The 14,178-nt window shown below is 63.8% G+C and carries 10 protein-coding genes; 5 read left to right on the top strand and 5 right to left on the bottom strand.

Features of this window, described 5'->3' with window-relative positions; translation table 11 throughout:
- Positions 1–14 precede the first annotated feature (14 nt).
- From ACN6PJ_RS11435 to ACN6PJ_RS11425, 3 genes are all read left to right on the top strand, one after another.
- Positions 15–1,061 (top strand): alcohol dehydrogenase catalytic domain-containing protein, encoded by a 1,047-nt coding sequence (locus tag ACN6PJ_RS11435; RefSeq protein WP_427995972.1) that lies wholly within the window; start codon positions 15–17, stop codon positions 1,059–1,061.
- A gap of 109 nt (positions 1,062–1,170) precedes the next feature.
- On the top strand, positions 1,171–2,394 hold the full coding sequence (locus ACN6PJ_RS11430; protein WP_427995971.1) for an MFS transporter: 1,224 nt from the start codon (positions 1,171–1,173) through the stop codon (positions 2,392–2,394).
- Between the two features lie 176 nt (positions 2,395–2,570).
- The gene (locus ACN6PJ_RS11425; protein WP_427995970.1) at positions 2,571–3,995 is read left to right on the top strand and encodes an MFS transporter; all 1,425 of its coding nucleotides are present in this window, start codon (positions 2,571–2,573) and stop codon (positions 3,993–3,995) included.
- A gap of 203 nt (positions 3,996–4,198) precedes the next feature.
- On the opposite strand, the gene ACN6PJ_RS11420 is transcribed toward ACN6PJ_RS11425, so the two are convergent.
- Together ACN6PJ_RS11420 and ACN6PJ_RS11415 are read right to left on the bottom strand one after the other, a co-directional pair.
- Entirely contained in the window at positions 4,199–4,912 is a 714-nt protein-coding gene (locus tag ACN6PJ_RS11420) for a phytanoyl-CoA dioxygenase family protein (protein ID WP_427995969.1), read from the bottom strand.
- Positions 4,913–5,175: 263 nt separating this feature from the next.
- Complete coding sequence (locus tag ACN6PJ_RS11415; RefSeq protein ID WP_427995968.1) at positions 5,176–6,825, bottom strand: N,N-dimethylformamidase beta subunit family domain-containing protein; 1,650 nt, start codon at positions 6,823–6,825, stop codon at positions 5,176–5,178.
- 119 nt (positions 6,826–6,944) lie between these two features.
- Between ACN6PJ_RS11415 and ACN6PJ_RS11410 the strand changes: the two genes are divergently transcribed.
- On the top strand, positions 6,945–7,727 hold the full coding sequence (locus ACN6PJ_RS11410) for an IclR family transcriptional regulator (RefSeq protein WP_427995967.1): 783 nt from the start codon (positions 6,945–6,947) through the stop codon (positions 7,725–7,727).
- Here the strand turns inward: ACN6PJ_RS11410 and ACN6PJ_RS11405 are convergent.
- Positions 7,702–9,030, bottom strand: coding sequence for an MFS transporter (locus tag ACN6PJ_RS11405; RefSeq protein WP_427995966.1), 1,329 nt, complete (start codon positions 9,028–9,030; stop codon positions 7,702–7,704). The two genes, ACN6PJ_RS11410 and ACN6PJ_RS11405, sit on opposite strands and share 26 nt — an antisense overlap.
- Before the next feature lie 244 nt (positions 9,031–9,274).
- Positions 9,275–10,510, bottom strand: a complete 1,236-nt coding sequence (locus tag ACN6PJ_RS11400; protein WP_427995965.1) for an MFS transporter — start codon at positions 10,508–10,510, stop codon at positions 9,275–9,277.
- 70 nt (positions 10,511–10,580) lie between these two features.
- On the opposite strand from ACN6PJ_RS11400, the gene ACN6PJ_RS11395 reads away from it, so the two are divergent.
- Positions 10,581–11,573 carry an AraC family transcriptional regulator gene (locus ACN6PJ_RS11395; RefSeq protein ID WP_427995964.1) on the top strand — a complete coding sequence of 331 codons (993 nt, stop codon included), beginning with the start codon at positions 10,581–10,583 and terminating at the stop codon, positions 11,571–11,573.
- Between the two features lie 89 nt (positions 11,574–11,662).
- On the opposite strand, the gene ACN6PJ_RS11390 is transcribed toward ACN6PJ_RS11395, so the two are convergent.
- On the bottom strand, positions 11,663–14,143 hold the full coding sequence (locus ACN6PJ_RS11390; RefSeq protein WP_427995963.1) for a TonB-dependent siderophore receptor: 2,481 nt from the start codon (positions 14,141–14,143) through the stop codon (positions 11,663–11,665).
- Positions 14,144–14,178: the final 35 nt, after the last annotated feature.

The raw sequence follows: 14,178 nt of genomic DNA, 5'->3' as shown, positions 1-14,178 counted from the left end.
GACCGCGGACGGCCATGACGACCACGTATCGCGCCGTACAGGCGATTTATCCCGGCAGGCTGGAGCTCGTCGAACGTCAGGCGCCCGCGCCCGGCGATGGCGAGGTGCTGCTGGACGTCGAAGCCTGCGGCGTTTGCGGCGCCGATGCGGCGGATATCGAACGCGCGGGGGCGTCCCCGGGCCGGCCGCGCGTGCCCGGCCATGAAGTGGTGGGACGCATCGCCGCGCTGGGGCCGGGCGTGTCCTCCATGTGGAGCGTCGGGCAGCGGGTCGGCGTCGGCCGGCTGGGCGGCCATTGCGGCGCTTGCGCGCAGTGCCGCCAGGGGCTGTTCAACCTGTGCGCCAGCCAGCCCGTCGTCGGCGCCACCTGCGACGGCGGCTACGCGGAAATGATGCTCGCGCGCGGCACCGGCCTCGTGTCGATTCCCCCCGAACTGGACTCGCACGAAGCCGCGCCGATACTGTGCGCCGGCATCGCCACCTTCAACGCGCTCAGGAAATGCGGCGCCGAGGCGGGGGACCTGGTCGCGGTGCTGGGAATAGGAGGGTTGGGCCACATGGCGGTGCAGTACGCGCGCAGGATGGGTTTCAAGGTGGTCGCGGCAGGGCGCGGCCCGGATATCGCGCAAGAGGCCCTCGGCCTTGGCGCCCACGTCTACATCGATACCGCCACAGAACCGCTGGCCGAGGCCCTTGCCGCGATGGGCGGCGCGCAGGCGATCATCGCCACCATCGGAGACGCGGCGGTGGTCGCCGCGGCCATGGCGGGGCTGGCGGCACGGGGAAAGATGATGCTGTTGGGGATATGCCCGGACGCGTTGCCTATCGTTTCGTCGCATCTGGTGGGCGGTGAGCGCGCGGTCGCAGGATCTCTTACCGGATCGCCGCATGAAACCGAAAGAGCGCTGAGGTTCAGCGTGCTTGCCGACGCGCTGCCCAGTGTCGAAACCATGCCGCTGGATCGCGCCGAAGAGGCCTATCGGCGCATGAGATCCGGCGAGGCGAAGTTCCGCATGGTGCTCACCATGGACCGAGCCGACGGGCCGGCCGGGCCTGCGTAAGCGGGCCTTTCCCGTCCCTGGAGTCCGGCGACATCCCGGCGATAACCGGGAAAGGCGTTATCGTGTCGCTTTATAACCTGTGATTATTTACTTACAACCGAGGTATGCCTTGTCCTCCGTCGCGCCAGCATCAGCCAGCGGTCCCATCCAAGAACTCTCGTCGCGCGAGCAGCGCGGAAACATCGCGCGGCTGACCATCGCCCAGGCGCTGGCCGGCGCGAACTCCGTCGTGGTCTACGCCACCGGGGCGATCGTCGGAGACATGCTGGCCCCGGACAAGGCGCTGGCGACCTTGCCCATCTCGATTTTCGTGGTGGGCATGGCGGCCTGCATCATGCCCGCGGGAACCATTGCGCGCCGCCACGGCAGAAGGGCAGCCTTCCTGGCCGGCACGGCTTGCGGCGTGCTGGTGGGATTGCTGGCGGCCGCGGCCATCGTGTCGAGTTCGTTCTGGCTGTTCTGCCTGGCGACCTTCTTCGGCGGCGCATATGCGGCGGTGGTGCTTTCCTTCCGCTTCGCCGCGGCGGACGGCGTTTCTCCCGCGTTGCGGGCGCGCGCGCTTTCCTTCGTGATGGGAGGCGGCGTCGTCGCGGGCGTGGTGGGGCCGCAGCTCGTCACGCACACCATGTATCTCTGGCAGCCGCACATGTTCGCTGCCACCTTCCTGGTGCAGGCCGCGGTCGCCGCGCTGTCGGCCGTCGTCCTGCTGGGCGTCCGACTGCCTGCGCCGACGGCGGCCGAAGTCGCGAAGGGGCGCCCGCTGGCCGTCATTGCGCGCCAGCCTCTGTTTGTTACGGCCGTCATCTGCGGGGCCGTTTCCTACATGCTGATGAACTTCCTCATGACGGCGGCCCCGCTGGCGATGCATATCTGCGGCCATTCGCAGGAGAACGCCAACCTGGGCCTGCAATGGCACGTCATCGCCATGTACGCGCCCAGTTTCTTCACCGGGCGCCTGATCGTCAGGTTCGGCGCCGGCCGCATCGTGGCGGCCGGCTTGCTGCTTACCGGATTGTCCGCGGCCGTCGGCCTGACCGGCATCGACGTCGCCAACTTCTGGCTCACGCTGATCCTGCTTGGCGTGGGCTGGAACTTCGGCTTCGTGGGCGCGTCCGCGCTGGTATTGGAATGCCATCGTCCGGAAGAGAAAACCCGGGTGCAGTCCCTCAACGATTTCGTCGTCTTCGGCACCATGGCCGTCGGCTCGTTTGCCTCCGGAGGGCTGCTGGCCGCCTACGATTGGAATACGGTGCTGTGGGTGTCTTTCGTGCCGCTGGTCCTGGCGGTCGCGGTGCTGGCCACGACCGCCTCGCGCGCGCGCCGGCGCGCGTGACGCCACGGCCGCGCCCGCGCGATCCGCCCGCGCGGGCCCTTGCCGAATTCGCCAGGCGATTCCTTGACGGATCGGTAGCGTCTCCATAATAATCCAAGAATATTCTTGTTTTATTTGCGTGGCGCATCCACCCGTCCTGGACAACGATGCGTATGCCTTGGTTGTCTGGAGATCGCATGTCGGCACGGGAAGGAAGTTGGGGAGGACTGCTCTCCGGGGTGAATCTGGCGCGTTCCATCGCATTGGCGGGCGGGGTGGCGCTGCACGCCATCAATATCTACATCGCCACCACGGTGCTGCCGTCGGTGGTCAAGGAAATCGGGGGGCTGGAGCTCTACGCCTGGAATACGACGCTGTTCGTGGTCGCTTCCATTCTTGGCTCCGCGCTGACGGCCAGGTTGCTGGCGGCCGCGGGCTCGCGTGGCGCCTACGCCGTCGCAACCGCGATTTTCATCGCGGGCAGCCTGGTCTGCGCGCTGGCGCCGAGCATGCCGGTAATGCTGTTGGGCCGCGCCTTGCAGGGGCTGGGCGGCGGCTTCCTGTTCGCCCTGTGCTACGCCATGATCTATTCGGTATTCGACGAGCGCTTGTGGCCCATGGCGATGGCGCTGATCTCCGGCATGTGGGGCGTGGCGACGTTGCTGGGGCCGGCGGTGGGCGGTGTGTTTGCGCAAATGAATGCCTGGCGCGCCGCGTTTGGCTCGCTGGTGCCGATGACGCTCGTGTACGTGGCGCTGGTTTGGCTGGTATTGCCTGCGCGCGCGCAGGACGCCAGGGCCGGCGCGGGCAGGCTGCCGTTGGCGCAATTGCTGCTGCTGACCCTGGCCGTGCTGGCGGTGAGCGTGGGCAGCATGTCGCCGGATCCCTTGTGGAATATCGCCGGCGTGGCCCTGGCCGCAGGGTCGACCCTGCTATTGGTGCGCAGGGAATTCACCAGCGAAACCCGGCTGTTTCCCAAGGACGCCCTGCGCCTGGATTCTCCGTTGCTGGCCCTGTATCTCACGATCGGATTGCTGGTGGTGGGCATGACCAGCGAAACCTTCGTGCCGTACTTCCTGCAGGTCCTGCACGCCCAGACGCCCCTGGTTTCCGGCTATCTGGCCGCGCTGATGGCGGCGGGATGGACGGTATCGGAGATCTGGAGTTCGGGGTGGAAGCATGAGGGCATCCGCCGCGCCATCGCCAGCGGCCCCGCGCTGGTGCTGGCGGGGATGGTGGCGCTGGCGTTCAGCGCGCCCCTGCATTCGCAGGGCGATGGAACGGTCCTCGCGTTCATCTGCCTGGGGCTGGCCCTGGTGGGTTTCGGCATCGGTCTGGGCTGGCCGCACCTGCTGACGCGGATTCTGCAGGTGGCTCCCAGCGGCGACCAGGACACCGCCGCCACCTCGATCACCACGGTGCAGCTGTTCGCCACGGCGCTGGGCTCGGCGCTGGCGGGCATGCTCGCCAACCTGGGCGGTCTTAACGTGCCCGGCGGCATCGAGGGCACGTCGCGCGCCGCGTGGTGGCTGTTCGCGGCGCTGGCCGTCGCGCCGCTGATGGCCATCGGCGCCGCCGCTCGCGTTGCCGCCGCGCTGAAAAGAGAAGAGGGCGCGTCATAGTTTGAGCGAGGGAGCGCCGTCTCCGCTGCGCAGGAAGCGGCGCCATTCAGTTCCGCCGGCCAAACCGCATTGTCAGTCCGAACAATGCTCCCAGCCCGCCGACGATCGCCAGCGGCATCGATGTCTCGCGCAACAGACGTGGGCGCCTGGGCAGGTCCACCGCGCTGACCGGTAACGTCGGGAACTCCGGGCAGACTGCGCCCTTATCTGCTTGCGCGCAGCGTGAAACGGGTGGTGGCCATCATTCTGATACGGTTGGCCGAATTGACGGACGGAGTATGCAGCACGCGTATGTCCATCAAGAAAACGTCGCCAGCCCGTCCTGACATTTCGATGATCTCTGTGTTGGATGCGCGGAGGGCGGCTTCGAGATCGCCTGACATTTTCAACGATCCACGCAGCCTGCCAGCCAACTCCCCCGCCAGGCGATGAGAACGGGCCAACGCCAAAGTCGCGCCTCCGTGCGAACCAACGTCGTCGATCAGATAGAACGCCTGGATGCCGGGGATCTCGCCTTCAGGTTTCGCTGCCACGTCGACGTGCCAGGCCAGGTTGCGCAAGGACCATGGCCCCTGATGAGGAAGAGAAAGCAAGGGTTGCGAACCTTGGCTGGAGTGAGGTGTCCTGCCGGTAAGCCCAGCGATTGCGCTGCGAATCTCCGCCGTGTTCAGCGTTTCGTCCAGGCCCGCAATCTTCACCATCGACGAGAGCTTTGATATTTGCTGAAATGGCGATAAATCGCTCAGTGATCTGCCAAGGCGCTTTCCGCCGGCCCAGACCTTGAGTCGCGATAGCTCTCGGAGGATGCTCTCCCTGAGCGGCTGCAGCGTGTCCTTGGAATGAAAGAGGCTCAGTCGCAAGTATCCTTCGCTATGAAAAAAGTCGAGCTCTGATTGGTTGAGCGCTCTAGCTGCCATGTTCGAGAATTTCGGTATGACGGCTTAGGCCGTCCCACGCGACGCATGCCTTCGCGTCCGATGGGCAGCGTGCGTGCTCTTTGGATTTGGCGGGTGTGGAAGGGTGTTGAGCCAACTTTAGCCGAAAAGCGCGAGTTTTATGGGCGTGCCGTTGCTTCTTCGCCGGGAAGTTCGCCTTTTCCGCCGGATCGTTCTCGAGCGCTCCGGTCCGACTTGTTATTGGATGGCAGGGCTGCCGAGCACATAAATCCGTGTGTGGTCTGTCAGTCTGAGCCGATGAACCTTTTAAGAACGTTGTTCGTGATCGTCTCGGTCGTCCCGTCGCCCCGGCTAAGACCGTATACCCATTCGCACGTCGCTGCCGTGAAAACTTGGCCCCGTCCTTTTTTGAAGTGCACGATCATGCCGCTGCCTCGGCTGTGGCGCTGGACGTTTTCAGCGGTTGCCGCTGTCTCCAGCAGCGTTGCTCGAAACCGCGCATCGCGCTCACCCAGCATGAATGAGTACGCATCTTCGGCGCGGCCGGTTTCGGAAAGCGTCGCCCAACCCATGGCCAGGATTTCCAGTCCTTGAGGCGCTCCATCCGTGCCCAGCGGCTCCGGGCGTCCGTCGACAAAGGTGTAGTCCAGGCCGTCCACCTCGTAGCCGAAGATATTGACCGAGTCGCCGAACATATCCGCATAGCACAGGCCCGTGCCTGAGAAGGCCCAGTGTTCGGGCCTGAAGACAGAGAAACCGCGCGGGCCGCGCCGGGCCATGCCTCCGAATCCGGCGTAGATTCCCCTAAGGCCGTTTACGCCGAACGTCGAAGCCCCGGGATGGTTTATCAGCGGGTCTTCCCATGCGCTGGTCATCAGCGCGGGCTTTGCGGTTGCGAAAGGGTCGAGAGCTCGGGCGTCGTACTTGTAGGCTATCTGTCTTGTGCCGCCGGCCTCCAGTCGAACCTGCCACATGAAATTCCCTGCGAATCTGGCGACGTTGCCACCGCCTTCGACAAAAGCGTCGACATGATCCCGCATTTCACGCGACCAGTACTCGTCATGGCCGACGAAGACCGCGCAGCGATAATCGCTGAGCGCCTCGGGGTCATGATGCAGATCGTCTTGCGTGATGATGTCGACCGCATAGCCGTGTTCTTCCGCCCAGATAAGAAAAAGGCGCTCGTAAGAGGCCCATCCGGCCAGCGCATAGTATTTGCTGAATCCGTGGGCGGCCGCCCATTCAATGAACTCGTATCGGGCCGGTCCGGCCCTGCCGGGGCGCCGCGTATTGATCGAGCGAGGGGCATCGGAAGGCAGCCAAGCCTGACCTCGGGCCCACGGGCGCCGGGCGGACAGGATGGGGGCGCGTCCACGAGGCGTGCCGGGATGTATGCCGAAATAATGGTTGGCTCCTCCCCAGTCGTTGTAGGCGGCCCAGGTGGAGGTGGCAGCCACAAGAACAAGCGCGTGCTCGCGCTTGTGACCCGCGCGCACGATGAATACGTGGTGTCCGAGGGGAGCGCCGTTGGCGTCGACTACCTCGACGATACAGGCGCCGGAGGGCGTGTCCGCAGGCAGGGTCCATTGCGCGAAAACCGGCCAGTCGCATCCATATTCATACGCGCCATCGGGAGCGGGATGGAAACCCGCGGCGCGAACGCCGGTTTGATGCATCAGAAGCCGGTTCGCGCCGTCCCGGTAGATCTTCAGGCCGACGCGATCGCAATTTGAAGAAACGTGTAGGTGCACAGTTTCATTCGGCAGGTAGGAGCGGCGGTCGGTATAGCACCAGGCCGCAATCGCGCCATTTCGCGAGGGGACTTCGACCCAAGTCTCGCGAGCGCCTTGGCGTGGCCCCGATGCCTGCTGAACTGCAATTTCGGGATCGCCAGCTTGAGGCGAGTGCTGCGGCTCGATTGTCATATTCTTCATTTGTTTCAATGGCCCTCGATACTCGGCATGCCGCGGGCGCACGGGCCACGCGTACATAAATGATATGATGTGTCATCAGATGACACTCGTGATGGGTTTTTTGTCTTTAAGGAACGGTGATGGGTGAAGCAAGTGGCTCGCTGTCCAAAGTCCGCGCTGTAGAACGCGCGATGGCGCTTCTGCGAGCCTTCGGTCCAACAACCACGCGCCTTTCTCTTGCCGAATTGACTCGGCTGAGTGGCCTCGACAAAGGCACGACGAGGCGTTTGCTGCAGACGCTGGCTTCCGGCGACTTCATCGAGTTCGACGATTCGACAAAAACCTATTCGCTCGGAGCAGGCATCCTGATGCTCATGCCTGCCGTCCAGTATGGAAACGACCTTCGTGATATCGCGGCGCCGGCGTTGACCCGCCTTGCCGAGCGCAGCGGCGCGACTTCCTTCCTGTGGACTTACTTTGACGGTTCCGCGTTATGCCTGGACCGCGTAAAAAGTCCCGACCTGCATGTCGATACGCGCTGGTCAGGCATAGGTACCCGGGTTTCCTTGAACCACAGCGGGGGGCCTCGAGTGCTGCTGGCTTATTTGTCGGCAGAAGAGCGTGCGAAAGTCCTGCAGGCTCCGCTGGAGCGGCCGACGACGAGTACCGTGGTGGATCCGGCCGCGCTGGAGCGCGATGCCGCTCAGATCCGCAAGCGTGGCTGGGAGCTTGCCGTTGACACGTATACGCTGGGAATGTCTGCCCTCGGCGTACCGGTCTTGGACCGAAACGGCCAGCTCGTGGCCAGCATAAGCATTGCAACCTTGACTCCTCAAATCGTGATCAAAGACGGCGTGCCCGAGATGCTTGCATTGCTGCAAGCGGCGGCAGCCGAGGTCAGCGCCCGCCTGCGTACTGATTGATGCCCGCGGACGGGGAGCTGGCGACGGCGTCGTTCGCGATTTCACTAAGATCGACACCGGCGGTTTCCCGGATCAGGAGCCCGGCGGCGATGGTGACGACGCCCAGGGCCATCACGTAGTAGGTATACACGTGCTCCAGGCCGATCCCCGCAAGATAAGCGTTCAGATAAGGCGCCGTTCCTCCGAAGATGGCAACGGACACCGACGAAACAAATCCAACGCCTTGTGCGCGCGCCTGTGTAGGCACCTGCTCCGACAGCACCGCGGGAAAGATCGAAGCGATGAGAGACCACGCGGCCAGTCCGACGACCTGCGACCAGAAGAGTGTGCGCGGCTCCGTGGTCACCATGGTGGCGATGGGATGGGTGAGCACGACAACGAGAATGCCCCAGAGCACGATAATCGGCTTGCGCCCGAGCTTGTCGGAAATGATCCCGCAGACGGGCAGCCAGAGCACGCACAAGATCATTGCGAACAGGCTGGCGCGATAGGCCCCTGCCGCATCCATGCCTTTGGCGATCGCGGTCGCCGGCGCGAATGTCACCCAGGCGTAGTAGGTGACGTTGGCGGAACAGTTGAGCATGACGAGATTGCGGGCAATGCGGAACACTTCACGGCGCGACAGTTTCCGGCTCGGCGAAGTCTGGGCCTGCTGTTCGGCGAAGACGTGGGATTCCTCGATGTTGCGGCGCATGAAAAGCACGTAAACGCCGAGCACGCCGCCGATCGCGAAACCGATACGCCATCCGTAGTCGTTCATCGCGGCGGGCTCAAGAACCGCTGTCAGCGCCGCAGCCACCAGCGTGGCGGCTATCACGCCCGCCATGACGCCCAGATAGATTGAGCTCGACCACAGGCCGCGGTGCCTGCTCGGCGCGATCTCTGCCACGTAGGTGTACGAAACGCCCGTCTCGCCGCCATGCGCAATCCCTTGCAAAAGCCGGAAGATCATGAGGGCTATGGAAGCGGACAAGCCTATCGATTCGTAAGTCGGGATCAGCGCGATTCCAAGGCTGCTGAGGGCCAGGAGCGACATCGTGATGAGCATGATGCGTTGCCGTCCGAGCCGGTCGGCCAGTTTTCCGAATATCAGGCCGCCCAACGGGCGCGCGATGAAGCCCGCCGCAAATACTGCAAGGGTCGACAGCATCGCTGAGCGCGCGTCGGTTTTGTCGAAAAGGTTGCGTGCCAGGAATGCGGAGAAGGTGGCGTAAAGCGTCCAGTCGAACCATTCGAGTGCGTTGCCTACACCAACTGCGCGCAAGGACTTCAGGCGTCCTTTTCTTGACATCGGGCTGCTCATTGTTGTCCCCAAGCTATCGGTATTGAGTTCAATCGCTCGGCACCTCCGAGCTAGGTCGCATTTGAAATGCATTTGCGGATCGTGTCAACAGACAATATTCAGTGTCAACAGATGACACTTTAGGCGTGTGTTCGGCTTTTGCGTGCGTCAGGCATGGGGCAGGGAACTGCCGCATGCCTTCGGGCTGGCTGGGAAATCGTGCCAACGCGCCACGCAGGAAGAATCGCCTCTTCGGAGCGCCGTGCTAGAGATGAACCGCCGGCTGTGCGGCCGCGCCGAATGACGGCGACGGCACATTGACCCGCATCGAGATGAACAGGCCGGCCAGCAGCATGAGGCATCCTCCCGCAATGAACACGCCGCCAATGCTGCTCAGGCTGAACATGGCTCCGCCTGCGGCTGCGCCCGTGGCGATCGATGACTGTACCGAGGCCACGACCATACCCCCCGCACTTTCGGCTTGATCCGGCACGGCCCGCGCGACCCAATTCGACCAAGCGACGGGCACGCCGCCGAATGCGAGGCCCCAGGCCGCGACCAACACGGCCTGTCCGATCAGGGAGGTGGAAAAAATGGCCATCGCCAAGGCGACGACGCCGACGATCGCAGGCATCAGCGCCAGGGTGAAATGCAGGCTGCGCTGCATCAACCAGCCGGCGAGCATGGTTCCGAAGAAGTTTGCGATGCCGAAGCCGAGCAACATGAGCGCAAGGCCGTCCGTCTTGACGCCGACCGTGGTTTCCAGGAAAGGCCGGATATAGGTGAAGAGGGCGAAGTGGCCCGTATGAGCCAGGATGCAGCCGAGCATGCCAACCGCGATTCCGGGTCGCAAGAGCACGTCCAGGATCGTTCTCAGCCGGACGGACCCGCGGGGCGCCATCCGCGGCAACGTGAACCACTGGAATGCCAGCGTCATCATGCCCACGGCCCCTGCGGCGACAAAGGCGCTGCGCCATCCGAATTGGCCGCCCAGATAGCTCCCCAAGGGCACGGCGACCACGGTTCCCACGGCGATGCCGCTGAAGATGATGGATAACGCGCGCGGCAGGAGCGCTGCCGGCACCAATCGCATGGCGACAGCCGCGGCCATGCTCCAGAATCCTCCCAGGGCGATCCCCAGCAGAACGCGCATCAGCAGCAATACCCACATGCTGGACGATGCCGCGACCAACAGATTGGACACGATCATCAAAGTCGAAAAGCCGAGCAGCACGGTTCGGCGATCGAGGGCGCGTGTCAGGCCCGGCACCAGCAAGCCCGCGAAAAGGGCAACCACCGCCGTGACTGTCACCGCCTGTCCCGCCATGGCTTCCGATACGCGCAACGTCTCCGCCATGGGCGTCAGCAGGCTTGCCGGCAGATACTCCGCGGTCAGGAGACCGAATACGCCCATCGCCAACGAGAACACTGCCGTCCACGCAGGCGAAGCCGGTTCGATGTTCTCGGCGCCTGCCGAACCGTCAGGCTGGGATTTGTCCACATCACTATGCATTTCACTCATCCAAAAAAAACAGTGGGTGCAAGTCTAGGTGGACAGAATGGGATGATCTATGATGATCCGTACTGAATTTATGATAGAAAATCCGATCATGCCTTCCCCGGACTACGCGCTTCCTCCCCACCTGATCAGCGAATTGCTTACGGGAATGCGCCTGCGAGGCGTGCACTACAGGCGTGTGCAGACCGGGCCGAGTTTTGGGCTGGGTGTTGACGCCAAGGCGGGCCACGGATACTTCTATTACCTGGCGGTGGGATCGGCCCTGCTGCGCACCGGCGACGGAAGCCTGCATGAACTGAGCGCCGGCAATGCCGTGTTCCTGCCTCATGGGCAAGCCCATCAATGGCTATCGGGCGAGGATGCCCAGGTCCAGGACATCGAGACGCTCGCGGCGAACCTGATCGGCAATTCCGTGACTGAGGTGGATACGTGCCCCAGCGCCAGCGCCGTGCCAAGCGCGATCTTTTTCTACGGTTGCATGGAATTCGACCTCGGCGGCATGCGGGCCCTCGGCCAATTGATGCCGGACGTCATGTGCGTGGATGCAGACAGCGATCGCTATCCTGGCCTGATTCCGATTCTCTCTTCGATGAAAGGGGAGATCTGTTCCAGACGCGTGGGTTTTGCGGATATCCTGGCCCGGCTCGCCGAAGTGGTGGCCGCGATGATCGTCCGGGGATGGATCGAGTGCGGCTGCGACAACGCCTCCGGCCTGGCCGCGGCGCTGCGGGACCCGCGGCTTGCCCGCGCCATCCTGGCGTTGCACCGCCAGCCCGCCCGAGACTGGAAGTTGGCCGAATTGGCGGACGAGTGCCATATTTCGCGTTCGGTCTTTGCAGAGCGATTTCACGCCACGGTAGGGACTCCGCCCTTGCGCTACGCGACCGAGTTGAAGATGCGGCTCGCCAGGCAATGGCTGACCTACGACAGGCTGTCGATTGATGCGGTCGCCGAACGCCTGGGCTATACATCGCAGGCGGCATTCAGTCGCGCGTTCAAGCGCGTCATGGGGCTCGCGCCCGGCTCCAGCCGGGGCGCGCATTGACTCAGTGACCGCTGCTTCCGACCCATTGCAGCCACTCGCGCCCCAATGCGCTGCAAGCATCGGGCAGCGCAATGCGCCGCTCGTCTGAATCAAAAATCGTAGCGCAGCGTCACGCTCGCGAATCGTGGCGAGCCGTAATGCCCATAGCTTCCGCCTATGCCCTGGTAGTAGGATTTGTCGAACAGGTTATTGACGTTCAACGTTGCCGCCAGCTGCTTGTTGAACTGGTAGCGCGCCATCAGATTGACCACCGTGTACGCATCCTGTTTGACCGTGCTGTCATAGCGGCTGAAGTACAACGAAGTCTTCGACGTCCAGTCGAGGCCGCCACCCACCGTCAGCCCGCTCCAGGCGCCGCCCAGCCGGTACGTCGTCCACAGGCGCAGCGTGTTGACCGGCAACTGAGTCAGCAATTGCGCGCCTTGCGCGTCTTCGCTTTTGGCGTGGCTGAAGCCCGCATGCATGTTCCAGCCAGGCAGGATTTCACCGGCCACTTCCAGGTCGATGCCCGTGGTTCTGGCGCCTTTGGCCGCGCGGTAGGCGGCATTCTCCGTCCCCGGTACCGTGTAACCTGGGTCCAGTTCCGCGACGTTGTCTTTCTGGGACCGGTATATCGCCACGCTGGTGTTCAGGCGGCGGTTGAGGAATTCCCCTTTCCAGCCCATTTCATAGTTCTTGCCCACGATGGGGTCGAGTACGTTGCCGTTGCGGTCCTGGGAGGATTGCGGCTGGAAGATATCGGTGTAGCTGGCGTAGACCGATTGTTCGGGCGTCAGGTCGTAGACGATGCCGGCGTAGGGCGTGATCTCACCGCGCGCGCGCATGGTGTAGGTTTGCAGGAAATTGTCGGTCGGGCTCTCATAGTGATAATCGTAGTTGTAGTCGGACCGCCGGGCGCCCAGAATCAGATGCACGTCATCGAGGGGGTTAAGGCGAAAGGCGGCATAGCTGCCGCTCTGGCGTGATTTCACGTTGAAGATCTCGCCCACGGTGCCGGTGTCGCCCGGCCTGGCCATGTTGTTGCCCCAGGTGTAGAAATCGACCGTGGATACGCCCACGTCCCAGCCTTTGTGCTTGTTCTCATAGTTCTGGAAGTTGAAGCCCGCAATGAACTCATGCGTCCGTCCGCCCAGATCGAAGGGGCCCTGGATCGTGACGTCCACGCCCGTCTGGGTTTGCGTCGCGCCTGCCCGGTAGGCCAGCATGCCCGCGTTGCCCGTGGCCTGGTCCAGGAACGATCGGCCCGAGCCTACCCGATACGAGCCGTTCAAGTTGGAACGCTCCACGTCCATGTAGTTGGCGGCGACCTTGAACTGCCAGTCATGCGCCAATGCCTGTTCGAAGTTCGCCGTGTAGTTGGTGGTCTTGAACTCGTCGTACATCCAGCGAGCGCCCGAACTGGTCGAACGAGTGAAGTCCGTCTGCCGGCCGTTGGTGAAGATCAAGGGAACACCGGGCGCGCCCGTCGCCTTGTACCGTTGGTGATCGATGCCGAAACGCAGCAGCGTGGTATCCGTCAGATTGGCTTCGACCACGCCGTACAGTACGTCCTTGTCCTGGGTGTAGGCGTCCATGAAGGTATGGTTGTCCTGCTTGGCGGCCACCAGCCGGCCACGCAGCTTTCCGTTGCCGCCAAGCGGGCCGGAGATATCGGCTTCGGCTCGATACAGGTCCCACGAGCCGGCTGCCACCTGTGCGTAGGCCTGGAACTCGGGCGTGGGCCGCTTGCGGATCAGGTTGACGGTGCCACTCGGGCTGCCGGCGCCCGTCATCAGCCCGGTGGCGCCGCGCACCACTTCCACGCGGTCGTATAGCGCCATGTCGAGCAAAGTGCTGGGCATGGTGCGCGACTGGTTCACTTGGGTGGTGGTCACGCCATCCAGTTGATAGGTATCCATGGCGCTGCCGCGCGAATAGATGTTGAAGCGTTCGCCGCCGTCTTGCGACATGGTGATGCCCGGCGTCTGGTTGAGCACGGCGGTCATGCTGTTGAGCTGCTGATCCTCGATCTGCTGCCGAGTGATTATGCTGATCGATTGCGGCGTCTCCTTGATCGACAGATTCATCTTCGTCGCGGTGCTGCTGACCGGCACCGTGTAGCTGCCGGTGCCTTCGCTGACGGGCGCGTCGAAGTCGCCGAACACGGCGACCGGTTCCAGAACTGTCGCCGCATGCGCGTCGGCGCTATTGGCGCGCAGCGTGTAGGTGTTGTCGCCCTGCCGGACGGCTTGCAGGCCGGAACCCAGGAGCAGCGTCTGAAAGGCGGCCTGCACGTGGTAGCGGCCTTGCAGGCCGGCGGTGGTCTTGCCTTGCGTGAGCGTGCCGGGCGCGGTCAGGAATACGCCGGCGTCCGCGGCCAGTTGATTCAGTGCGGCGGTCAGGGGGCCGGCCGGGATGGCGTAGTCGCGAACCTCGGTGGCTTGTGCCCGCGCCGCCGGCGCCCAGGCCGCCGCGCCGCCGATCACGCCGGCGACGGCCAGGTGCAGAGTGAGCGCCAGGGGCCGGACGGTAAAGCGCGGGGTGGCGTTGAGCGCGCGGTCGGCGCAGAAACGGGTACGGCGGCGAAGCATAAGGCGGAAGTCCCTCTAGGCGTGGTGGTGAGCAG

The organism is Achromobacter sp. (assembly GCF_050285585.1).
Classification (GTDB): Bacteria; Pseudomonadota; Gammaproteobacteria; order Burkholderiales; family Burkholderiaceae_B; genus Achromobacter.
This window is presented reverse-complemented; position numbering and strand designations above follow the sequence as displayed.